We start from the raw sequence: 20,795 nt of genomic DNA, 5'->3' as shown, positions 1-20,795 counted from the left end.
ACCATGCATTCCGACGATTCCCACAAGCGCGACTTTTCGGCCAACGCTCGCCTGCCTGGCATCAGCGTGCTGGCCGCCGTGATTGGCGCACTGGCCACGCTCGCGGCGTTCGTTCTGCTGAGCCTGATCCACTGGTTCACGAACCTGTTCTTCTTCGGCCAGTTTTCGTTCGCCGACCGCTCGCCCGCGCTCAACACGCTGGGGCCGTGGGTCATCGTCGTGCCGGTGGTGGGTGGGCTGATCGTCGGGATGATGGCGCGCTTCGGCTCCGAGAAGATTCGCGGGCACGGCATTCCCGAGGCCATCGAAGCCATTCTGTTCGGCAAGAGCAAGATGTCGCCGAAGGTGGCCGTGCTCAAGCCGCTTTCGTCGGGCATCGTGATCGGCAGCGGTGGCCCGTTCGGCGCGGAAGGCCCGATCATCATGACGGGCGGCGCGCTCGGCTCGCTGCTCGCGCAGTGCGTGCGCGTCACCTCCGCCGAGCGCAAGACGCTGCTCGTGGCGGGCGCCGCCGCGGGCATGACGGCCGTGTTCGGCACGCCGGTCGCAGCCGTGCTGCTCGCCGTGGAATTGCTGCTGTTCGAATGGCGTCCGCGCAGCTTCCTGCCCGTGGCGCTTGCGTGCGCGGTGGCGGGCTTCGCGCGCTCAGTGTTCTTCGGCACGGCGCCCCTCTTTCCGATGCAGACCCTGCCGCCGCACGCCGTGGCGCTCTTTTCCTGCCTCATTGCCGGGTTGATGGCGGGCGCGCTCGCGTCGGGGCTTTCGGCAGCGCTCTACAAGGTCGAGGACCTGTTCGGCCATCTGCCGCTGCACTGGTCGTGGTGGCCGGCTATCGGCGGGCTCGTGGTGGGCATTGGCGGCTTCATCGAGCCGCGCGCGCTCGGCGTGGGTTACGACGTGATCGGCGATCTGCTGCAACAGCACATCGTGCTTCAGGTCGCCATTGCGATTCTGGTGGTGAAAGCCGTGATCTGGGTCGTGGCGCTAGGCTCCGGTACCTCGGGCGGCGTGCTCGCGCCGCTGCTCATGCTTGGCGCGGGGCTTGGCTCGGTGCTGAGCCACGTGCTGCCCGGCAGCGACCCGGCGCTGTGGCCGCTCGTGTGCATGGCGGCGACGCTCGGCGCCACACTCGGCGCGCCGCTCACGGCCATCGTGTTCGCATTCGGCCTCACGCACGACACCAATGCGCTGCTGCCGCTGCTCACCGCCACGCTGGTCGCGCACGGCTTCGCAACCGTCGTCATGAAGCGCTCGATCATGACCGAGAAGATCGCGCGCCGCGGCTATCACATCTATCGCGAGTACGGCGTCGATCCGCTCGAGCGTCATTACGTCGATGAAGTGATGACGCGCAATGTCGATACGATCGACGCGAACGTCACCGTGCGCGACGCCCTCGACCGTTACTTCGGCCCGACGCAGCAGCACCGCGCGTTCCCGGTGCTGCGCGACGGCGCAGTGCTCGGCGTGGTGGATCGCGCAATGCTCGACGCAGTGCGCGCGAGCGCAGCAACCGAAGAACTCGACACGCCGCTCGGCTCGTTGCTCGCGCAACGTTCTCCCGACCTGGCGCTCCCCGCCGAGACCTGCCGCCAGATCGCCACGCGTCTCGCGATTCATGGGCTCGAACGCCTGCCCGTGGTGACCGACCGCGAATCGCGGCAGCTCATGGGCATCGTCTCGCGCAGTGACCTCGTCAAGCTCTCGCTCTCGCACTTCGAGGAAGAGCACAAGAAGGAGCGCTTCCGCCGTATTCCCATGGGAAGCAGCAAGCGGCGCTTTCCGCCAGTGCGCAAGGCGGGGTAAAGAAAGCCGTGCAGACGAACCCGGCATTGAGTTGCGATACGCCGCCGGACGCTTACTGATGCAGCGCCAGCCCCTTTACGGCTTTGTCCACGGCGTTTTTCGGACCGTATAGCGCGATTCCCACCAGATCGGGATTCTCTGGGTCCTCGGCGCGAAATACCTCGCGGTTCGCCGCGTCGTGGCCCGTCGAAAACATGGCGTGCACATACGGCACAATCGTAAGTTCGCGCGACACGCCGCGCCGCAGCGCCGCCTGCAAACCGCCAACGTCCGCGCCATAGATCATCATCGGCTGGCCCAGCATCCTGCCGTAGCGCTGCCCGCGCGCGTCCTCGTAGGGCTCGCCGAGCGCTTCAGGCACCGCCGCCGCAATGCCCGTTGCGAGAAATGCGGTCACATTGAGCTTCTGCCAGACCGCGAGGTTTTCCCGCACGACGAGCGCCACTTTCGTATCGAACATGCTTGCTGCCTCCTTTATCGAGGCACTCATGATCCGTGAGACGCAGCGGCATGTCTGGAACGTTTGTGCACGACCGCGAGTGCAAGAGGGAAAGGTGGGGCGGCCGCAAAAAACAGGCAGCGATTTACGGCACGGGCACGTCGCGTCATGGAAGGGCGTGTCATCGCGTCCGCTCCGGCAGCAGTCTGGGGAGTTCCAGCCGTGGCTGAAGCGCACAGGCGTGCGGCCGTCCCCATCCTGTTTCGCATCATCGTGGGCGGTGCGCCGATCGATCTCCTTCCGCAATACGTTGAGGATCAGCAAGCGCCCCGTTAGAACGCCTGCGACGTCCGTCCTCTCGAGCCCGGACTGAACTCCGGGGCTTTCCGCACTTTCTGGTGACGCCGACAGGCAGCAACATCGTATCGACCGATACGTCGTTTTGGCTAAAGTACGTCGCCAGCAAGGGAATCCACACATGGCGACAGGCTACAACGCCGTTTGCCAGGTGGATCCGGATACCGGCAGGTCCGGCGGCTGGCCCCTCGCGCCGAATTACAGTCCGGTGCCAATGAACAGCAATCCGAACTGTGGTCACGGAGGCTGATAACCGCAGGCGGCACAAAGAAAACCCCACGCGCGCAATGCAAGTGGGTGCGCCGGTCAATTTCCAGCTCTTCGGCTAGCGGGCCTGAATCGGACTCGACGCGGCCGATCAGGTGGGATGGCGCGGCGGCGCAATGCGTGACGACTCTGCGGACTGCTCAAGCGTTGATTTCGACCTGATCGGCCAGCAGATTCAGCGCGTGCGAAATCTGACGGCTGAAGTAGCTCGGCCGCTCGCGCTCGTAAGCGCGCAACAGCTCAGTGCAGTCGCGCTCCACCCAGCGCCAGTGCAGCCCTTGTTTCGCGAATGCGGGATGATCGCGCAGTTCAGCTGGCACCGGGTGCTCGTCCTCCCAGCCCCATAGATACGGTTGGTCCGAACCGGAAAACGCCATACCGAGCATGGCCGCCACCTTCGCGTCGTGGCGCATCGTGAAGTCGACGATTTCCGTTCGGTGGCGGCCATCGGCATCGGTGTGACGCGCCTCGATCCAGCAATGATAGCGCGCGAGCTGCGAGAGATGCTTCGCGGTGCGGCGCCGCTCGCGCGTCGAGCAGAGTACGTACAGGTTGCCGTCGCCGAAATCCATCACCTCGCCGCCGGCAACAGGCCGATAGCGCACGCCGGTCAGTAGCGTCAGGAATTGTGCGCCGACGATCGCGTAGTCGGCGCAGCGCATGAAACCTTGCCTGGTCGTGGCCTGAGACACACTTTGATGAACCACTTCGTCGATCACCGGACGTAGCACCGTATCGATCGGAGCGGTCAGGATTGGGGGCTGGCTTGGCTGAGATACGTCTCGGATGTCTCGCATTGATGGCAAAACGCCTTTATATGGTTCCGGTCTCTGAGTCTAGCCTGAAATATTACACCATGTTAGATTCGTAATTTTAGAAATATTTACATTTAGCCATCACGTTGTCGGTCGAAAACGTGAACGCTCGGGCGAACGGCGTACCGTTGCGCGTGCCAGTGATGGGCACCGAGTCGTGCGAATTCGCAGCCAGCGCCGAAGTGGGATAGGCCATGGTTTCGAAGGTGGGCAACAACTTGTTCGGATCGTTCGCCGAGTCCAGCATTTGCAGATCGATCACATGCCCAGCGGAGTCGGTCATCGTCGCACCCGTCAGGACGATCGTATCGCTGCGATTTCCCGCCACGGCGACAGGCGTTCCCCACGGGCAACTACTGGTGTTCGCGGCGCGGGGGTTTCACCGACCGCCTTGTTAGGCGACACCGCTGGCTCCCTGGCACGGGAACGTGAGGGGACTACTGGCGACGAAGCCTCGGAGATTCGCGATCGTCAGGGATGCGAGTGTCGTGCTGCTGTCGTAAATACGCTTCTGTATCCGCACTCGCGGTTCGTGTACGAGGGCATTGCCAACTACATCGTCGGTGAGAACCTCTTTTTCGTGCCGTTCTTGTTTCTCATCTTCATCAAGGCGATGACGATGAGGATGTGCTGGGTGGCATTGCGGCTGCGTCCAACTCACACCATTCCACAACGCAGGAGAAAGGAAGACATCGCCTGCCGGACAGGTCGGAGGCGCTGGTGGCGAGCGGCTCCAGTGCGATCCCTGCCGGACGGCAGCGGCGCGGATCGTCCAGCCGGCCCCGTCGAACAGTGGGGTTGAGATGGGCCGCTCCCGCGTAACGGCGTCCCGCAGATCGAGTCCTGATAACCCGGCGAGCACGCCACCGGGTTTCCGAACGCCGTGCGGGTGCACACCATGAGTAGTTTTTCCAGCAACAGTCCTGCCACGATCTTCGTGATGGGCTTCGGCATTCAATTTAACGGGAGCCGCACGACTGGACAACGGTCCTGGCGGCCTGCACCTCAGAAGATGACGCCGCACTGGCCGTCTAACGGACTAAAGTGCAGGTGCCGCAGCTTGTCCGGATTGCGCATGACGTAAATGGCCGTGACCTTGCCGCCTTCGATCTCGAGCGCGGTGGTTTGCAACTCGCCGTCGGCCTCGCGCGTGACGAAGCCGGGCAGTCCGTTGATGAAGCCCGCGCGCACGAGCGTCGAGCCGTTCTTGCGAAACAGATCGGCCAGTTGGGCGTGCAACGTCATCACACTCTCGAAGCCGAACACCGGGTGGCCGATCGCCGGGCGCTTGCCGCCGCCGTCCGCATGCAGGCTCACGTCGTCGGCAAGCATGGCGCCGAGCGCGCTCATGTCACCGCTGCGCGACGCCGCGAAGAACGCCTGCGCCAGTTCGATGCCGCGCGCCTTTTCGACATGAAAACGCGGGCGCGCCTCCCTCACGTGAGACCGGGCGCGCGCCGCGAGCTGGCGGCATGCGGCGCTCTCACGCCCGATCGTGGCCGCGACTTCGTCGAACTCCAGCCCGAATACGTCGTGCAGCAGGAACGCCGCGCGCTCCAACGGCGACAGGCGTTCGAGCGCGAGCATGAGCGGCAGCGTGACGTCCTCCTGCTCGTCTTCTTCGACGACCGGGTCCGGCAGCCACGGGCCGACATACGTTTCGCGCTGATGCCGCGCCGACTTGAGCTGGTCGAGGCACATGCGCATCACCATGCGGCGCAGGAAGGCCTCGGGCACGCGCACCTCATCGCGATCGACGTCCGCCCAGCGGATGAACGCGTCCTGCACGATGTCTTCGGCGTCGGCGACCGAGCCGAGCATGCGGTACGCCACGCGGACCAGCTTGCGCCGCAGCGGGTCGAAACTCGCTGCGGCATCCTTCAGGCCAGGGGCTGTCATGCGGCGACCATCTTGCTGGCCATGGCCTTGGCCGCCGCAGGATCCACCCACAGGCCAAAGCCGACAGCCAGGCGGTTCCAGCCGTTGATCACGTTGATCATCAGCGTGAGCTTCACCTGCTCCTCCTCGGTAAAGTGGTCGGTGAGCGCCGCGCGCGCCTGCTCCAGCACGTGGCCTTCGGAAAGGCGCGTGAGGGCGTCGGTCCAGCCGAGCGCCGCGCGTTCGCGGTCCGTGTAGCACGGCGCTTCTTTCCAGGCGGAAAGCAGGTAGAGGCGCTGCTCGGTCTCCCCTTCCTCGCGTGCATGGGCGGTATGCATGTTAAGACAATTCGCGCAGCCGTTGATTTGCGACGCGCGCACCTCCACCAGCGCAATGAGGCTCGGTTCGAGGCTTCCGGACACGGCGAGCGAGGTGCCCATCCAGGACTTCATCAGGGTCGGGGCAGCGGCGAACAGGTCGATCTTGGCGGTCATGGTTTCATCTCCTTGCGGTTGGGTTGCCATGACATGACGAGATAGCCTCGGCCGCGTGTGACATCGGGGCGGAAAAATTTGAGCCGCCTCGGCCGGTATCGCGGCCGCAGGCGGCGAGACACGCTGCGTCATTCTTTGCTGGACTGCGCGGCGGCTTGTTCGATGAGCTTTGCGACTTCGGCCGGATGCGACATGTAGACCACGTGGCTCGAATTGATCTCGACCGTTTTGCTGCCCGCACGCTGGGTCATGAAGCGTTCCAGATCGGGATTGATCGCGCGGTCCGCAGTCGCCACGACAGCCCAGCTCGGCTTCGTTCTCCAGGCGGCGTGCGTGATCGGAACGCCGAACGATTGTGCGGCAGGCGTCACCTGTGAGATGGCCATGAAACGGGCCTCCGAGGCGGGCAAGTCTGCGGCGAAATCCTCGTGGAAATTAGCCGGATCGATGTACAGGTGGCCGTCGGCGGTGGCCTTGATCGCCGTGGTCGCCGGCGGCGTCTTTTTGGTCAGTTCGAGCGGCGATTCTCCCGTGTCCGGCTGGAACGCGGCCACGTAGACGAGACCCGCGACCTTGTCGTCATTGCCGGCCTGGGTCACTACCGCGCCGCCATAGCTGTGGCCGACGAGGATGCTCGGGCCGTCCTGAGCATCGATAACGCGGGTCGTCGCCTTCACGTCATCGTCAAACGAGGTTTCCGGCTCTTGCACTACGGAGACCTTGTAGCCGTCGCGCGCGAGGATTTTCGACACGGCCTGCCAGCCCGATCCATCGGCGAAGTAACCGTGCACGAGCACGATGTTCTTGACCGGCGCGGCCGTGGCGGCCTGCGAACCGAGAGCGGCGGCGGACAGGGCGACGGCGGCGGCGATGCGAGTTACGTATGAGGAAAGCTTCATTTTCATGCTCCAGGTGTGGGGTTACCGAAGACTCGACAGGCTGCGACCTGCTCGATGAAGCCATCCTACTAGTAGGATGACTGAGATGCAAGAAAAACGTCGTGACTGGCAATCTGGCAATTGCGCCCTATTCCGCATAAACTATCGAGCATTCAACCGACTAGATGGTAGGCAACATGACGGCAAGTGGAGAACTGACGGCCGACAGGATCATTGCCGCGGGACGGCAACTCATCATGCGGCGCGGCTACAACGGGTTTAGCTATGCCGACATCGCGGATGCGATCGACATTCGCAAGGCGAGTATTCACCACCATTTCCCCGCCAAGACAGATCTCGTTATCGCCGTGCTGGACGCGTGGCGGGAAGCGTTCGCGGCCGATGTGGCATCGCTAGAGGCGAGCGGCGCTGACGCCATCGCACAGTTGCGCGCCTACATCGGCCATTGGGAGCGCTGCATCGCTGACGACACGGCTCCGTTCTGTGTCGCGGGCATGCTGGGCGCCGAACTTCCTTCGCTGCCAGAAGAAGTGGCGCAGGGGGTGAAGACGTTCTTCAACGACCTGACTTCGTGGCTCGAGCAGGTGCTCGAGTCCGGTGTGAAGGGCGACCTCATCAAGCTGGATACGTCGGTTCACGCCGAGGCGGCAACACTCGTATCGCTGGTCTACGGTGCCATGCTCGCTGCGCGCGCTTACGCGAACGTCGAGTTGTTCAAGCAGGTTACGGAAGGCGCGGTGGAAAGGCTGGTGAAGCCGCGCAAACGCACGCGATCCAGCTGACGGACGGAGCGCATCGGCGAACGCGGAATACTGCCGGATGCCCATGCGCACTCCTCATGCGATCGCGTAGCCGCCGCCAGCGACCAGAGCACGATCCGAAACGCAGTACGAGTCGTGGAAAAATCTCCTCCGCATAACCACAACGCTAACAAACATCTCCTCGCCAGCCCCGCGCCGCGCAACGCGAAGCGCTCACACCATCGTCCTACAATGTCGCGGTAATCGCACGTCGCCACGACATCACCGGCGGAAATCCCACTTTCCCAGGAGCAGACGATGGCAAAGATGCACGCAGTACAGGTAGCAGAACCGGGCGCCCCGCTCGAACTGGTCGAGCGCGATATTCCGGAGCCGCCCGAAGGACACGTCCTCGTCAAGGTGCAGGCCTGCGGGATCTGCCATAGCGATTCGCTCACGAAAGAAGGCCATTGGCCAGGCCTCCAGTTTCCGCGCGTGCCCGGCCATGAGATCGCGGGCGTGATCGAAAAGCTCGGCGCGCGCGTCGAGGACTGGAAGGTCGGGCAGCGCATCGGCGTGGGCTGGCACGGCGGCCACTGCGGCCATTGCGAACACTGCCGCCACGGCGACTTCGTGCTCTGCAAGAACGGGCAGATTCCCGGCATCAGCTACGACGGCGGCTATGCCGACTACATGGTGGCGCCGCAGGAAGCGCTCGCGCGCATGCCCGACGATCTCTCCGACGTCGACGCCGCGCCGCTTCTGTGCGCCGGCATCACCACCTTCAACGCGCTGCGCCACAGCGGCGCGCACGCGGGCGAGGTCGTGGCGATCCTCGGCATTGGCGGCCTCGGCCATCTCGGCGTGCAGTACGCGCGCAAAATGGGCTTCGTCACCGTGGCCATCGCGCGCGGGCAGGACAAGGCGCCGCTCGCGAAGCAGCTCGGCGCGCATCACTACATCGACAGCGCCTCACAGGACGTCGCGCAGGCCTTGCTCGCGCTCGGCGGCGCGCGCGTAATCCTCGCCACTGCTACGAGCGGCAAGGCCATGAGCGCCGCGCTGGGTGGCCTTGGCCTGAACGGCAAGATGATCATGGTCGGCGTCTCGCAGGAGCCCGTGGAAGTGCCGATCACGCAGTTCATCATGGGCCGCCACTCGGTGCAGGGCTGGCCCTCGGGCACCGCCGCCGATTCTCAGGAGACCCTGGCATTCAGCGCGCTCTCGGGCGTGAAGCCGATGATCGAGGAATATCCGCTGTCGCGCGCGGCGGAAGCCTATGAGCGGATGATGAGTGGGAAAGCGCGCTTTCGCGTGGTGCTCAAGCCCGGCGCCTGAGTCAGCGGGAGTGGCGAAGTCCCGCGAAGACCGGCGAAGCTTCCCTCGCGCTACCGCCCCTCTTGCGGCCCGGCCTCGTCCTTCGCGAGGCCGGTCTCGTCGACATAGCGATCGACAGCACTGCTTACGGTCGGATCGAAACGCTCCGGGCCGATGTCTTCGAGCAAATCGAAGCGCTTGAGCTTGTCGCGCACCGGGTCCTTCATTTCCGCGAAATGCAACGCGATGCCGCGCTCGCGCAACGCCTGGGTCAGCTCGCGCAGCATGTCGGCAGACGTGACGTCTACGCTCGTCACGGGCTCGGCCGCCACCACCACCCGGCGTACCGGCGTGGGCGACGCTTCCACCGCCTCCATCAGGCGTTGCTGAAACAGCTCGGCATTCGCGAAGAACAACGGCGCGTCCCAGCGAAACAGCAGGAGTCCCGGCATGCGCACGGCTTCGGGATAGCGCTCGATATCGTGATAGCCGCGCAATCCTTCCACGCGGCCGAGCACCGCGAAGTGGGGCCGCCAGCCGTCCCAGAGGAACTCGATCACGGCAATCAACACGGCGAGGCCAATACCGGGAATCGCCCCGAACACCGCGACCGCCACGAAGCAGCCGATCGACAGCCAGAACTCCCACTGCTGGATGCGATAGATGCGTTTGAGATCCGCGATTTCGAACAGGCCGAGTGCGGCGGCGATCACCACGGCGGCGAGCGCACTATTGGGCAAATAGCGCAACAGATTGGGCGCGACCATGAGCAGCGCCGCCACCGCGAGCGCGCCCACCACGCCGGTTAGCTGCGTGCGCGCGCCCGCGGCTTCGGCAACCGGCGTGCGCGACGCGCTGCTGCTGATCGGAAAGCCCTGGAACAAGCCGGCTGCGAAGTTGGCGACGCCGAGGCCCACCATCTCCTGATTGGGATCGACACGCGTATGAACGCGCGCGGCATAGGTGCGCGAGAGCACGCTCGTATCGGCGAAGGCGATCAACGCGACGGCCGCGCCGCCCAGGACGATCTTGACGACGTCCGCGTTGGCGACCCATGGCAGCGAGAGCCCAGGCAACCCTTGTGGAATCGTGCCCAGCACTCTTACGCCGAGGCTGTCGAGATGCAGGAGACTGACCGCGAGCGTGGCCACGATCACGGCGATCAGGATGCCGGGCACTTTGTCGAAGCGCTTGAGCAGCAGGATCAGCACGAGGCTTCCCGCGCCGACTGCGAAGCTGTACCAGTTGGCCCCACCGCGCGCGACGGCCTCAACGAGGCTCAACAGATCCCTTATCGGGCCCTGCTCGTCGACGGAGATGCCGAAGAGCTTCGGCAACTGGCTAATGAGCACGGTTAGCGCAATGCCATTCATGTAGCCGTACCGAATGGGCTTGGAAAGCAGCTCCGTGATGAAGCCCAGGCGCAAGAGCCCCAGGACGATGCAGACGAGTCCCGAAACGATCGCCATCATGCTCGCCACGCCGATCGCGCGCGCGGGGTCACCCCCGGCCACCTGCACGACTACGGCGAGAATGGGCGCAGCGAGCGCGGAATCGGGGCCGAGCACGAGAATGCGGCTGGGCCCGAAAACGGCATAGGCCAGCAGCGGAATGATCGTCGCGTAGAGCCCGTAGACGCCGGGCACGCCAGACGCCGTCGCGTACGCAATGCCAACCGGCACGAGCATCGTGGTCAGCACGAGTCCCGCAGCGAAATCATTGAGCAACCAGGCGCGTTGATAGGTCTTGAACAGCATGACGCCAGGCAGCCAGCGCAGCCATGACTGGCTTGCGGTTGCACTTGCGCGCTGTGCGTGGGTGGAAGCAGGTCCTTCCATTTCCATTGGCCGGTTAGTTGTGGTGAGAATGCTGGCGCTGGGAATCGTGGAGCCGACTGCGTGGGCTAAGAATAGTTGAAATATCTTCGTCACAAAAGCCGGGTTTGGCTGCTTTGATCTTACCCACGAACCGTGGACACCTTGAATTTGGCGTTCGTCAGCATTTCAAAGGGCAGCGGCGCCTCGTAACCGATCGTTGAGTGACGCCGCTGGCGGTTGTAGAACACCTCCATATATTCGAACAGACTGGCTCGTGCCTGATCGCGGGTTTTGAAGTCACAATGCATGACCAGCTCTGTTTTCAACGTGTGGAAGAAGCTTTCCATTGGCGCGTTGTCCCAGCAGTTTCCCTTGCGGCTCATGCTCTGACGGATCGCGTGCCGGCCGAGCAAGGCACGATATTCGACCGCTGAGTACGTTGTTCCCTGATCGGAATGCACGATACCCGGAGCCGATCCGCGTTTGCTTATCGCCATCTGGAGAGCATCCATTGCGAGCCGGCAATCGAGTGTCCTGCTCATGGCCCAGCCCACCACAGCACGCGAGTGCAGGTCCAGGATCGCGGCCAGATAGAGCCAACCCTCGCGCGTTGCGATGTAGGTGATGTCGCTCAGCCAGCAGGCGTCCGGCCGGTCAGCCAGGAATTTGCGCTTGACCAGATCCGGCGAGGCCTTTCTCGTGTTGCGCGAGTCAGTGGTCACGCGATACCGCCTGATGGCTTTCGGCATGATCTGTGCCTGTCGCATCAGTTTGGCTACCGTATTGAGGCTGCACGCAACTCCCTGCACGAGCAGTTCGGCATGCACGCGCGGGGCACCGTACGTGTGGCGGCTTGCGACATGAATGGACCGGATCTTCGAGGTCAGCAGCGCCTGCCTTTCGCTGCGCCGACTTGGCACACGGGTGCGGGCGGCATAGTAACCGCTAGCCGAGACGTTCAGTGCCTGACACATGGTCTTCACTGGGTAGCTATGCGCATGCGAAGCAATGAACTGATGCTTCACATCGATCCCCGCGCGAAGTAGATGGCCGCTTTTTTTAAAAGCTCATTCTCCTCCCGGAGCCGAGCATTCTCACGCTTGAGCTTCGCGACGTCTTCTTCCTGAACTGGTGCACGTTTCGGCACGCCGACGCGCTCCTCTTCTTCGAACTCGAGCCGCCAGTTGCGCAACTGGTTCACACGGATTCCAAGCTCGCGAGCAATCTGCGCCTTTGGTTTCTCGCCCAGCGCCGCCAGCCGAACCGCTTCCAGCTTGAATTCCCGGCTATACCGCTTGTATTCCTTGCGTTCCATGAGACACCTCGCAGAGCTAGTATGCCCTTTTCAAGGTGTCCACCGAACGTGGGTAAGATCACTTTGACTTCGCAATCCTGCGCGCCGATGCCGGCCGCCCTTCCCGCACTTTTTCGTGCATCGCCCGCGACCGCTGCGCCAACTAAGTGCGCCTCCTCGACACCCGCACTGCTGCGGTGCACAACGCGTTGCGCGCCGCGTTTTCCCACGCCACACCCCAAGCCCCGTCCGGCAAGGCTCTGCGGCTGGTGGATCAACTGGCACATACCTTGCTGAGATCTCATGCGCGCCCAGCGATGGCGCACCATGCACCGATTAACCGTCGAAGACGTCGTGTCGACGACCACCGAAACCCCCATGCTGCGCGTACTGCTCGTAACCGACACCGACAAGCCTATCGGCGACCTGCGCGACGCGCTCGCCAAGCTCGGCTACGACATGCTCGCCGAGCCCGCGACACCGCAGGCGCTGCATCGCGTTGTCGAGCGCGAGCGGCCTGACGTCATCATCATCGATACCGAGTCGCCCTCGCGCGACACGCTCGAACAGCTCGCGGTGATGAATGCCACGGCGCCGCGGCCGGTGCTGATGTTCAGCCACGACGCCAACCAGCAGCTCATCCGCTCGGCCGTGAGTGCGGGGGTGACCGCCTATCTCGTGGAAGGGCTCGCGAGCGAGCGCCTTGCGCCGATCCTCGAAGTCGCGCTCGCGCGCTTTGCCCAGGAAGCCCAGTTGCGCGAGCGTCTCACGCAGGCGGAGAACGAACTGGCCGAACGCAAGCTGATTGACCGCGCCAAACGCATTCTGATGGAGCAACAAAAGCTGACCGAGCCCGCCGCCTACGCGGCGTTGCGCAAGCGCGCGATGAACCAGAGCGTGAAGCTCGCCGAGGTCGCCCGCCAGATCGTCGCAGCGGGCGAAGTGCAGGACCGACCATGAACGCCACCACCACGCTCGCCGCGCCCGAGAAAACCCATCTGAAGATCGGCTTCGTGCCGCTCGCCGACGCCGCGCCGCTCGTCGCCGCCAAGCTGCTCGAGTTCGGCCACGCGCACGGCCTCACGCTCGAACTCTCGCGCCAGCCCTCGTGGGCCGCGCTGCGCGACAAGCTGCTTTGCGGCGAACTCGACGCCGCGCATTCGCTTTACGGCCTCGTGTATGGTGTGCAGCTCGGCCTTGGCGGCCCGCAAACCGACATGGCCGTGCTGATGGTGCTCAACCGCAATGGCCAGGCCATCTCGCTTTCGAACCGTCTCGCGGACGCGCTCGCCGACCACGGCTCGCTGCCGCGCGCGCTCGCGACGCTTGCGCGCAAGCCCGTGTTCGCGCAGACCTTTCCCACGGGCACGCACGCGATGTGGCTCTACTACTGGCTCGCTTCGCAAGGTGTGCATCCGCTGCGCGACATCGAGAGTGTGGTGATACCACCGCCGCAGATGGTGGCCGCGCTAGCGGAAGATCGCCTCGACGGCCTGTGCGTGGGCGAGCCGTGGCCGGGGCTCGCCGAAGAGCGCGGCGTGGGACGCACGATCGTCACAAGCGGGGCGATCTGGCCGGATCATCCCGAGAAGGTACTCGCCTGCAGGCGCGATTTCGTGGCGCGCCATCCGAACACGGCGCGCGCGCTCGTGCAGACGATGCTCGAAGCGTGCCGCTGGCTCGACGGCGAAGGCAATCGGCGCGAGATTGCGCAGTGGCTCGCGCGCCCTGAGATGCTGGGTGTGGACGCTGCGCTGATCGCGGCGCGGCTCGAAGCGCAAGCGGCATCACGTGCGCCGGGCATGAAGTTTTTCGAAGAGGGGCGCGTGAACTATCCGCGCGAATCGGAGGGCGTGTGGTTTCTTACGCAGTTCGAACGATGGGGCATGCTCGCGCGGCGAAGCGATTATCGCCAGATCGCGCGCGGCTTGAACCAGACGGCGCTGTATCGGCAAGCGGCGGCGGCGATGGGGATCGCGGTGCCGGGCGACCCGGCGACCGCGCCGTTCGTCGACGGACGCGTTTGGGACGGGGACGATGCAGTGGGGTATGTGGAGGGGTTCGATATCAAGGCGTAAGCGCGGCTGGCGGCAACACGGCCGCCGCCAGCGCTATCGTCTTTGTGCTTTTGGCATTGCGGCGCAGCGCTCAGCCTCTTACTTCACCACCACCTGCGTATGCCCCACGACCGGCGGCTTCTCGAAGTACGGGCCGACGAGGCGCCGCCATTCCTGAAAGTCATCCGACTCGCGAAAGTGCACCATGTGATCCTCGACGGTATCCCACTGCACGACGAGCACATACTGGTTCGGCTCTTCCACACCGCGCTGCAGCTCCACGGCGCGGCAGCCGCGCGCACGGTGAAAGAGCGGCAGCGCTTGCGCCACCGCCGCCTCGAATTCGGCATTCTTGCCTGCGCTCACCGTGATATGCGCCATCTCGTAGACCATCCTGTTCTCCTTGTGATTCGCGTTGATTTGCTACTGCAGTCAGTTCATGTTCAGACGTTCGATCACCTCGTCCGCAATCGCAAGCGAAGCCGTCAGCCCCGGCGACTCGATGCCGTAGAGGTTCACGAGCCCGCTCACGTCGTGATCACGCGCGTCCTGGATCACGAAGTCGCCGCCGTGCCTGCCTTCGGCCAGCTTCGGGCGGATGCCAGCATAACCCGGTTGCAGCGCGTCGTCAGGCAACGCGGGCCAGTATGTGCGAATCGCTTCGTAGAATTTCTCCGCGCGGCCCGGGTCCACGGTGTAGTCGATCGTGTCGATCCACTCCACGTCGGGGCCAAAGCGCGCCTGGCGGCCAAGGTCGATCGTCAGGTGGACGCCCAGGCCGCCTTCCTCCGGCACCGGATAGATGAGCCGCGAAAACGGCGCCGCACCCGTAAGCGAGTAGTAATTGCCCTTCGCGTAGCGCCCCGGCGGGATCGATTGCGCCGGCACGCCTTCGATGCAAGCCGCCACCTGCTGCGCGTAAAGGCCCGCGCTGTTCACCACGCGCGTGGCGAGCAATTCGATCGGCTCGTCGCCGCCTATCTTCAATAGCGTCGGCTGGCCCGGCCGCGCGAGGCCGCCCGTGACCGGCGAGCAAAACGCGAGCATGCCGCCCGCCGCTTCGAAGTCGCCCTGCAGCGCGAGCATCAGGCCGTGGCTGTCGACGATGCCCGTGGAGGGCGATTCGAGCGCCGCCACGCAATTGAGCGCGGGTTCCATTGCGCGCGCCTCGTCGCGTTCGAGCCAGCGCAGGTCGTCCACGCCATTGGCGGCTGCCGCCGCGCGTATCGCGCGCAGCGCATCGAGTTGCCCTTCTTGCGTTGCGACGATGAACTTGCCGCAGCGGCTGTACTCGACGCCCTTCTCTTCGCAATACGCGTAGAGCTTGCGCTTGCCCTGCACGCACAGCCGCGCCTTTAGCGAGCCTTGCGGGTAGTAAATGCCCGCGTGTATCACTTCGCTGTTGCGCGAACTGGTGCCCGTGCCGACGGCATTTTCCGCCTCGACGAGGACGGTTTCCCAGCCTTGCTGCGCACACGCGCGCGCAACCGCGAGACCGACTACGCCCGCGCCGATCACGACGCAATCCACCGTGTCCGTCATGACACTTCCTTTTTCGTCATGCGAGTGCTGTTTCGACTGGCGCTATTTTGCCCAATTCGCGTGCGTTGCGTGAAAGGTTGCGCACCATGAAAAAACGCCGCTCGATCATGCAATCGGGCGGCGTCAACCAACTACCGGAGAGGATGAAGCTAGACGTGCATCAGAAGTGCGTATGCAGGCCTACGCGCGCGACTGCCTGGCTCTGACCGCTCGAAGCGCCATCCGAGGAGTTCATGCCATTGATCTGCGCGAGACCGCCGGAGCTTGCGCGCTGGTACACGCCCAGCACGTAAACGCTGGTGCGCTTGGAAAGCGCGTAATCGACGATCGCCGCGACCTGGTGCGCGTGATTGTTGTCGACCACTTCGTTGCCCTTCATGTACATGTACGACGCGCCAGCGCTCAGCGCAGGCGTGAAGTTGTAGTGCGCGCCGACCGAACCCTGATACACCGAGCCGCCGTTGGCCGAGTTATGGACCGTGGTAAAGAGCGCATTCGTCATCCAGCCGCCAAAGCGGTAATGCGCGCCGATACCCCAGTTGCGCACGCTCACGTCGCCTTCGCCCGTCACGACGGTCTTGAGGTTCGTATAAGCCGCGTTCACGCCGAAGTCATGCGCCGAGTAGTTCAGCGCGAAGCTCGTGCCGTTGCCCGTGCCGATCGAACCGGCTACGCCACCGAAGCTGTACATCGCGCCCGCGCTGAAACCGCCAAACGTCGGCGACAGATACTTCACGGAGTTGTTGACGGTTTCGCCAGCCATGCGGTCCCAGTCGAACGCACCGGTCGGGTTGTTCGGCAGCGCGAGCTTCTGGAACGGACCCGCGCGGAAATCGTAGAAGTGACCTGAGAGTTCCGCCGGATCGTCGCCTGCGAAATACAGCGAGTCCGTCATGAAGTCGTACTGGTTGCCGAGCGTGAGCTTGCCCAGCTTGTCGTTGCTCAGGCCCAGAATCGACGTGCGGCTGAAGAGGCTCTTGTTCGGCATGAAGGCGCCGTTGTCCACCTGGAACTGGTTGACGAGCTGGAAGAAGGCCTTGGTGCCGCCGCCCAGGTCTTCCGTCCCGGTCATGCCCCAGAGGTTCGGGCCGTTCACGCCGTCGTCCATCTTGACGTTGTGCTTGCCGCCCTGGTTGCTCACATAGGTAATGCCCGTGTCCATCATGCCGTAGAGGGTCACACTGCTTTGCGCGAACGCAGGTGCCGCGCATGCCATCACACCGATGGCCCCCGTAATCGCCAATGCAATTTTTTTGTACTGCTTATGATCCTGCATTCTCCAAGTCTCCTGTTTTGAACAAACCTGTTTATTCGAGCATCGAAGGTTATCCGGCCCGCCGCCCCGAGATCAGGCGAGCCGCAAGCAAGCGCGCGGCAGGTGGGCCGCGCGGGTCAAACGCGCTCTAGTGGGCAAAACGCTCGCTCGGGCGCAAAAGCAAATCGGGAGATCAAGCGGTCAATCGAACGCTCATACCGCGTCGGGCACTTTGCGCGTCTTCAGGAACGCTTCGAGGGTTTCGCCGCGCATGCTCGCGTACATGCCGAGATTCGTGATCTTCACCACGCGCGCGAACTTCTCCAGCACGAAAAAGCACACGCCGTATTGAATGAGGCCGAGCCAGTCCGTTACGTCGACGAGCGCGCGCTCCTCGACGGTGAGCGCGGCGGCGTCGTAGGCGGCCTTGCGATCGCTCAGCCACAGGTCGCGCGCCTGCGGCAGACGCATTTCCCAGAAGAAGCGATTCAGGCGCATGGCCTTCATGCTCTGGCGAATGTCGAACGGGTAGGTGCCCGTCAACTCCTCGATGCCAACCAGTTGCGGATTCATTGCTGGCCCTCTTCTTCGTACACCGTGACCGCCATCGCCGTGCTGGTCGCGAGATAGTAGTTGCGATGAACTTCGCGAATCTTGCCGCCCAGCGCCCCGCGCATGGCGAGCCACATGATCGTCTCCACGCTCTCCGCGCCGCCAAGGCGCACGTAATCCACGTGCTTCATGCGTGCGAGGCGCTCCGGATCGTTCACGATCAGGTCGAGGAACTCCATGTCCCATTCGGTGTTGTTGTAGCCGCTGCGCTCGCCGTGTACCTGGTGCGAAAGCCCGCCCGTGCCCACCACCACGACATCGAGATCCTGCTCGAACGATTCGATCGCGCGGCGCAGCGCCTGGCCGATGCGGTAGCAGCGGTTGGCGGTCGGCAGCGGATACTGGAGCACGTTCACCTGGATCGGCACCAGCGCGGCGGGCCAGCCACCTTCGTGCGGCAGCATGAGCGAAAGCGGCGAGTTGCAGCCGTGGTCGAGCGGTTTGTCCTGGAAGATCGTGAGGTCGAACTCGTCGTTCACGAGCTGCTCGGCAATATGGATCGCGAGGTCAGGGTGGCCCGCGATGTCAGGCAGCGCCCGCTTGCCCGCGCCTTCGTCGGCGAACTCGTGCCTGGCGGAAACGCCCAGTGCGAAGGTCGGGTAGCAGTCGAAGAAGAAGCTGTTGGCGTGGTCGTTGTAGAACATCACGAGCGCGTCCGGCTTGCGCTCGGCCAGCCACTGCGCCACCGGTTCGTACCCCTGGAAGAGCGGCGCCCACGCGGGTTCGTTCTGCTTGCCCTTGTCGTATGCCATGCCGATTGTCGGCACGTGCGATGTGCCGATGCCGCCCACGATTCTTGCCATGATCTTGCCCTCTGCTGCTGTTCATGCGGCGCACGTGCGCCGCGCTGGACCGGATACGTCGACAGACGCCTTCGATCCATCAATTGGGATACGAAATTACAAAAATGCCGCCCAAACCGTAAGCAAGGGTTAACCACGAATTTTGCCCTTTTCCTCATGAATTCATGGCTTTTGAGCGCTTGCGCACACTCGGCCGATCGCTCAAACCCGCGCGCCGTAACGGTTTTTGGTATCCTGAAACCCTGTTGCGGGAAGTGCGGCAGATCCGCCCTCGCAACGCCCTCATAAACCAAACAGATATCAAAAGAACGAACTCGCAAGGGCCGCGCGCGCCATACGCCGCGCGCCTCGCACGCTGCGATTCACGCATGACATGAACGGGACGACCCAGCAAACCATCGTGCAGGCGCTACGCACGCGCATCCTGTCCGGCGAACTCGAACCCGGCGAGCGGCTCGTCGAGGCCCAGCTCGCCGAACGCCTCGGTATTTCGCGCACGCCGCTGCGCTACGCGCTGAGTGTGCTCGCCACCGAAGGCCTCGTCGAGCGTTCGGGCGCGCGCGGCTATACCGTGCGGCGCTTTTCGGTGACCGACGTGCTCAATGCCATTGACGTGCGCGGCGTGCTCGAAGGGCTCGCCGCACGGACCGTCGCCGAGCGCGGCGTGAATGCGGCGCTCGCGCGCGCGCTCGAAGACTGCCTGCGCGAAGGCGACGCGATTTTCGCGGCCGGTGTGCTCGACAGCGATGCGGAAACGCGCTACGCCGCGATGAACGGCCGCTTCCACGCACTCATTGTGGAAGCGGCGCACAATCTTGCGGTGAGCGCCGCGCTCGGGCTCAACGACAAGATTCCTTTCGTCTCGCCGGGCACGGTGGTGTTCGACAAGGCCGCGCAGCAGCGCCAGTTCTTGATGCTCTCGTATGCGCACCGCCAGCATCACGCCATTGTCGGCGCACTCGTGAACGGTGAAGGCGCGCGCGTCGAGGCGCTGATGAAAGAGCACACGCATATTTCGAAGGAGAGCCTCAATCTCTCGGTCGACCGCCTGCATCTGAGCGCGGGCGGCGACGCCGCGGCAGTTGCCACGGTCGCCGCATGAGACACGGCGCGTATTCCACCCAAAACGAAATGATCGAGCCGTGAGCCAGCCCGAACTCCTGAATCTCGCGCATCTGCGCGCCTTTCGCCTCGTTGCCGACACCGGCAGCGCCACGCGCGCCGCTTCGGCCCTGTATCGCGCGCAATCGGCCGTCACGCGCTCGGTGCAGGAACTGGAGACGGCGCTCGGCGCGCCGCTCTTCGAGCGCAAGCCTTCGGGCATGCTGCCCACCGCCGTGGGCCGTGTGGTGCTCGAGCGCTGCGCGCGCATTTTCGGCGAACTGGAAGAACTCGCGCAGTGGTGCGCCGCGCGCCAGGCGCGCCGGCGCGCGTTGAGCGAAGGCACGCTGCCCGCGTATCTGCTCAACACGCGGCGGCTGCAGCTATTCGTCGCGCTGGCGCGGCACCGCCACATGCCGAGCACGGCCAATGCATTCGGCATCAGCCAGCCCGCCGTGAGCAGCGCCATGCGCGTGCTCGAAAGCGGCTCGGGCGTCACGCTCTTCCATCGCGGGCCGCGCGGCGTGCTGCTCACGGCCGAGGGCGAGACTTTCCTGCTGCACGTGCGGCGCGCGCTCAACGAACTGCGCCACGTGCCCGACGATATCGCGGCCCTCCACGGCAACATCCAGGGCGCGGTGACGGTGGGCGCGCTGCCTCTGGGCCGCACGCTGATCCTGCCGGCCGCGATCGCTCGCCTTTCCGCGCAGCATCCGGGTGTGCGCGTGGTAACCGACGAAAGCGCTTATGAACTGCTCGTGGCGGGCCTGCGCGCAGGCGACGTGGACTTCGTGCTCGGCGCGCTGCGCGAAAACGACGCGGCAAGCGGCCTTGGCAACGAACGCTTGATGTCGGAAGACATGATCGTGCTCGCGCGGCGCGACCATCCGCTCGCGAAAAAGCATGGCCTCACGCTGAACGATCTGCGTGACGCCCAGTGGATTCTTTCGCGCACGCATTCGCCCTCGCGCGGGCTGCTCGAAGCGCAGTTCCGTCGCGTGAAGCTCAAACCGCCGCTGCCCACCGTCGAAACCGCCGATCTCGCCGTGATTCGCGGGCTGCTGCTCGGCACGGACATGATCACGGCGCTCTCAGCGCAGCAGTTGCATTACGAAATCGAGTCGGGCCAGTTGGTGATCCTCGACGTGCCGTTGCAGCACACGCGCCGCGATATCGGGCTCACGCTGCGCGCGCAGGGCTCGCCCTCGCCTGCGGCGCGCGCGCTGATCGACGCGATCCGGCTCGCGGTGATGGAGGTTGCGCCCGCAACGCGTGTGGTGGAGGGTCGGCGCGCGGGTTGAG

General features: G+C 64.3%; 22 protein-coding genes. 8 read left to right on the top strand and 14 right to left on the bottom strand.

Annotated elements, in window-relative coordinates; all coding sequences use genetic code 11:
• The first annotated feature begins 3 nt into the window (after positions 1-3).
• A complete protein-coding gene (locus L0U83_RS31940; RefSeq protein ID WP_233888178.1) occupies positions 4-1,806 on the top strand; it encodes a chloride channel protein in 1,803 nt (600 codons plus the stop codon).
• 52 nt (positions 1,807-1,858) lie between these two features.
• On the opposite strand, the gene L0U83_RS31935 is transcribed toward L0U83_RS31940, so the two are convergent.
• The 3 genes from L0U83_RS31935 to L0U83_RS31925 form a co-directional block, all read right to left on the bottom strand.
• Complete coding sequence (locus L0U83_RS31935) at positions 1,859-2,266, bottom strand: DUF2000 domain-containing protein (RefSeq protein WP_069265792.1); 408 nt, start codon at positions 2,264-2,266, stop codon at positions 1,859-1,861.
• Between the two features lie 743 nt (positions 2,267-3,009).
• A complete protein-coding gene (locus tag L0U83_RS31930) occupies positions 3,010-3,666 on the bottom strand; it encodes a hypothetical protein (protein ID WP_233888177.1) in 657 nt (218 codons plus the stop codon).
• 76 nt (positions 3,667-3,742) lie between these two features.
• Positions 3,743-3,967 carry a hypothetical protein gene (locus L0U83_RS31925; protein WP_233888176.1) on the bottom strand — a complete coding sequence of 75 codons (225 nt, stop codon included), beginning with the start codon at positions 3,965-3,967 and terminating at the stop codon, positions 3,743-3,745.
• 249 nt (positions 3,968-4,216) lie between these two features.
• On the opposite strand from L0U83_RS31925, the gene L0U83_RS31920 reads away from it, so the two are divergent.
• Positions 4,217-4,486, top strand: a complete 270-nt coding sequence (locus tag L0U83_RS31920) for a hypothetical protein (RefSeq protein WP_233888175.1) — start codon at positions 4,217-4,219, stop codon at positions 4,484-4,486.
• A gap of 203 nt (positions 4,487-4,689) precedes the next feature.
• Here the strand turns inward: L0U83_RS31920 and L0U83_RS31915 are convergent, their stop codons facing one another.
• The 3 genes from L0U83_RS31915 to L0U83_RS31905 all read right to left on the bottom strand — a co-directional run bounded on the left by L0U83_RS31915 (position 4,690) and on the right by L0U83_RS31905 (position 6,955).
• A complete protein-coding gene (locus tag L0U83_RS31915) occupies positions 4,690-5,583 on the bottom strand; it encodes a sigma-70 family RNA polymerase sigma factor (protein WP_233888174.1) in 894 nt (297 codons plus the stop codon).
• Entirely contained in the window at positions 5,580-6,056 is a 477-nt protein-coding gene (locus tag L0U83_RS31910) for a carboxymuconolactone decarboxylase family protein (protein WP_233888173.1), read from the bottom strand. The genes L0U83_RS31915 and L0U83_RS31910 overlap by 4 nt, the downstream gene beginning before the upstream one ends.
• A gap of 128 nt (positions 6,057-6,184) precedes the next feature.
• Entirely contained in the window at positions 6,185-6,955 is a 771-nt protein-coding gene (locus L0U83_RS31905; protein WP_233888172.1) for an alpha/beta hydrolase, read from the bottom strand.
• Positions 6,956-7,131: 176 nt separating this feature from the next.
• On the opposite strand from L0U83_RS31905, the gene L0U83_RS31900 reads away from it, so the two are divergent.
• Both L0U83_RS31900 and L0U83_RS31895 read left to right on the top strand, forming a co-directional pair.
• Positions 7,132-7,737: a TetR/AcrR family transcriptional regulator gene (locus L0U83_RS31900; RefSeq protein WP_233888171.1), complete on the top strand. Its 606-nt coding sequence runs from the start codon at positions 7,132-7,134 to the stop codon at positions 7,735-7,737.
• Positions 7,738-8,013: 276 nt separating this feature from the next.
• The gene (locus L0U83_RS31895; protein WP_233888170.1) at positions 8,014-9,033 is read left to right on the top strand and encodes an alcohol dehydrogenase; all 1,020 of its coding nucleotides are present in this window, start codon (positions 8,014-8,016) and stop codon (positions 9,031-9,033) included.
• 50 nt (positions 9,034-9,083) lie between these two features.
• On the opposite strand, the gene L0U83_RS31890 is transcribed toward L0U83_RS31895, so the two are convergent.
• From L0U83_RS31890 to L0U83_RS31880, 3 genes are all read right to left on the bottom strand, one after another.
• A complete protein-coding gene (locus L0U83_RS31890; RefSeq protein ID WP_233888169.1) occupies positions 9,084-10,850 on the bottom strand; it encodes a SulP family inorganic anion transporter in 1,767 nt (588 codons plus the stop codon).
• 119 nt (positions 10,851-10,969) lie between these two features.
• Complete coding sequence (locus tag L0U83_RS31885; protein WP_233887093.1) at positions 10,970-11,854, bottom strand: IS3 family transposase; 885 nt, start codon at positions 11,852-11,854, stop codon at positions 10,970-10,972.
• On the bottom strand, positions 11,851-12,144 hold the full coding sequence (locus L0U83_RS31880; protein WP_233888168.1) for a transposase: 294 nt from the start codon (positions 12,142-12,144) through the stop codon (positions 11,851-11,853). The genes L0U83_RS31885 and L0U83_RS31880 overlap by 4 nt, the downstream gene beginning before the upstream one ends.
• A gap of 357 nt (positions 12,145-12,501) precedes the next feature.
• Here L0U83_RS31880 and L0U83_RS31875 point away from each other — a divergent pair, with 357 nt between their 5' ends.
• Positions 12,502-13,083, top strand: a complete 582-nt coding sequence (locus L0U83_RS31875) for an ANTAR domain-containing response regulator (protein WP_201700576.1) — start codon at positions 12,502-12,504, stop codon at positions 13,081-13,083.
• Complete coding sequence (locus L0U83_RS31870) at positions 13,080-14,201, top strand: CmpA/NrtA family ABC transporter substrate-binding protein (RefSeq protein WP_233888167.1); 1,122 nt, start codon at positions 13,080-13,082, stop codon at positions 14,199-14,201. The genes L0U83_RS31875 and L0U83_RS31870 overlap by 4 nt, the downstream gene beginning before the upstream one ends.
• 78 nt (positions 14,202-14,279) lie before the next feature.
• Here L0U83_RS31870 and L0U83_RS31865 read toward each other — a convergent pair whose 3' ends face one another.
• From L0U83_RS31865 to L0U83_RS31845, 5 genes are all read right to left on the bottom strand, one after another.
• The gene (locus tag L0U83_RS31865; protein ID WP_158763071.1) at positions 14,280-14,573 is read right to left on the bottom strand and encodes an antibiotic biosynthesis monooxygenase family protein; all 294 of its coding nucleotides are present in this window, start codon (positions 14,571-14,573) and stop codon (positions 14,280-14,282) included.
• Positions 14,574-14,612: 39 nt separating this feature from the next.
• A complete protein-coding gene (locus L0U83_RS31860) occupies positions 14,613-15,722 on the bottom strand; it encodes an NAD(P)/FAD-dependent oxidoreductase (RefSeq protein ID WP_233888166.1) in 1,110 nt (369 codons plus the stop codon).
• A gap of 160 nt (positions 15,723-15,882) precedes the next feature.
• Positions 15,883-16,938, bottom strand: a complete 1,056-nt coding sequence (locus L0U83_RS31855; protein WP_233889094.1) for a porin — start codon at positions 16,936-16,938, stop codon at positions 15,883-15,885.
• A 252-nt stretch (positions 16,939-17,190) separates the two neighbouring features.
• Entirely contained in the window at positions 17,191-17,550 is a 360-nt protein-coding gene (locus tag L0U83_RS31850; RefSeq protein ID WP_233888165.1) for a protocatechuate 3,4-dioxygenase, read from the bottom strand.
• Positions 17,547-18,392: a gallate dioxygenase gene (locus tag L0U83_RS31845; RefSeq protein ID WP_233888164.1), complete on the bottom strand. Its 846-nt coding sequence runs from the start codon at positions 18,390-18,392 to the stop codon at positions 17,547-17,549. Before L0U83_RS31845 ends, L0U83_RS31850 begins: the two co-directional genes overlap by 4 nt.
• A gap of 373 nt (positions 18,393-18,765) precedes the next feature.
• On the opposite strand from L0U83_RS31845, the gene L0U83_RS31840 reads away from it, so the two are divergent.
• Together L0U83_RS31840 and L0U83_RS31835 are read left to right on the top strand one after the other, a co-directional pair.
• The gene (locus L0U83_RS31840) at positions 18,766-19,494 is read left to right on the top strand and encodes a GntR family transcriptional regulator (RefSeq protein ID WP_233888163.1); all 729 of its coding nucleotides are present in this window, start codon (positions 18,766-18,768) and stop codon (positions 19,492-19,494) included.
• 40 nt (positions 19,495-19,534) lie between these two features.
• Positions 19,535-20,794, top strand: a complete 1,260-nt coding sequence (locus L0U83_RS31835; protein ID WP_233888162.1) for a LysR family transcriptional regulator — start codon at positions 19,535-19,537, stop codon at positions 20,792-20,794.
• The last annotated feature ends 1 nt before the right edge of the window (position 20,795 follow it).

Source organism: Paraburkholderia flagellata, from assembly GCF_021390645.1.
Taxonomy (GTDB): domain Bacteria; phylum Pseudomonadota; class Gammaproteobacteria; order Burkholderiales; family Burkholderiaceae; genus Paraburkholderia; species Paraburkholderia flagellata.
The sequence above is the reverse complement of the archived record's forward strand: the minus strand, read 5'-3'. Positions and strand labels throughout refer to the sequence as shown.

Bases quoted from the DNA above. Each gene is read 5' to 3' on its own strand.
- L0U83_RS31925 (WP_233888176.1), bottom strand. From the start codon at position 3,967: ATGACCGACTCCGCTGGGCATGTGATCGATCTGCAAATGCTGGACTCG.
- L0U83_RS31845 (WP_233888164.1), bottom strand. From the start codon at position 18,392: ATGGCAAGAATCGTGGGCGGCATCGGCACATCGCACGTGCCGACAATC.
- L0U83_RS31875 (WP_201700576.1), top strand. From the start codon at position 12,502: ATGCTGCGCGTACTGCTCGTAACCGACACCGACAAGCCTATCGGCGAC.
- L0U83_RS31855 (WP_233889094.1), bottom strand. From the start codon at position 16,938: ATGGCATGCGCGGCACCTGCGTTCGCGCAAAGCAGTGTGACCCTCTAC.
- L0U83_RS31840 (WP_233888163.1), top strand. From the start codon at position 18,766: ATGAACGGGACGACCCAGCAAACCATCGTGCAGGCGCTACGCACGCGC.
- L0U83_RS31940 (WP_233888178.1), top strand. From the start codon at position 4: ATGCATTCCGACGATTCCCACAAGCGCGACTTTTCGGCCAACGCTCGC.
- L0U83_RS31910 (WP_233888173.1), bottom strand. From the start codon at position 6,056: ATGACCGCCAAGATCGACCTGTTCGCCGCTGCCCCGACCCTGATGAAG.
- L0U83_RS31860 (WP_233888166.1), bottom strand. From the start codon at position 15,722: ATGACGGACACGGTGGATTGCGTCGTGATCGGCGCGGGCGTAGTCGGT.
- L0U83_RS31865 (WP_158763071.1), bottom strand. From the start codon at position 14,573: ATGGTCTACGAGATGGCGCATATCACGGTGAGCGCAGGCAAGAATGCC.
- L0U83_RS31895 (WP_233888170.1), top strand. From the start codon at position 8,014: ATGGCAAAGATGCACGCAGTACAGGTAGCAGAACCGGGCGCCCCGCTC.
- L0U83_RS31915 (WP_233888174.1), bottom strand. From the start codon at position 5,583: ATGACAGCCCCTGGCCTGAAGGATGCCGCAGCGAGTTTCGACCCGCTG.
- L0U83_RS31935 (WP_069265792.1), bottom strand. From the start codon at position 2,266: ATGTTCGATACGAAAGTGGCGCTCGTCGTGCGGGAAAACCTCGCGGTC.
- L0U83_RS31880 (WP_233888168.1), bottom strand. From the start codon at position 12,144: ATGGAACGCAAGGAATACAAGCGGTATAGCCGGGAATTCAAGCTGGAA.
- L0U83_RS31905 (WP_233888172.1), bottom strand. From the start codon at position 6,955: ATGAAGCTTTCCTCATACGTAACTCGCATCGCCGCCGCCGTCGCCCTG.
- L0U83_RS31870 (WP_233888167.1), top strand. From the start codon at position 13,080: ATGAACGCCACCACCACGCTCGCCGCGCCCGAGAAAACCCATCTGAAG.
- L0U83_RS31930 (WP_233888177.1), bottom strand. From the start codon at position 3,666: ATGCGAGACATCCGAGACGTATCTCAGCCAAGCCAGCCCCCAATCCTG.
- L0U83_RS31890 (WP_233888169.1), bottom strand. From the start codon at position 10,850: ATGGAAGGACCTGCTTCCACCCACGCACAGCGCGCAAGTGCAACCGCA.
- L0U83_RS31850 (WP_233888165.1), bottom strand. From the start codon at position 17,550: ATGAATCCGCAACTGGTTGGCATCGAGGAGTTGACGGGCACCTACCCG.
- L0U83_RS31900 (WP_233888171.1), top strand. From the start codon at position 7,132: ATGACGGCAAGTGGAGAACTGACGGCCGACAGGATCATTGCCGCGGGA.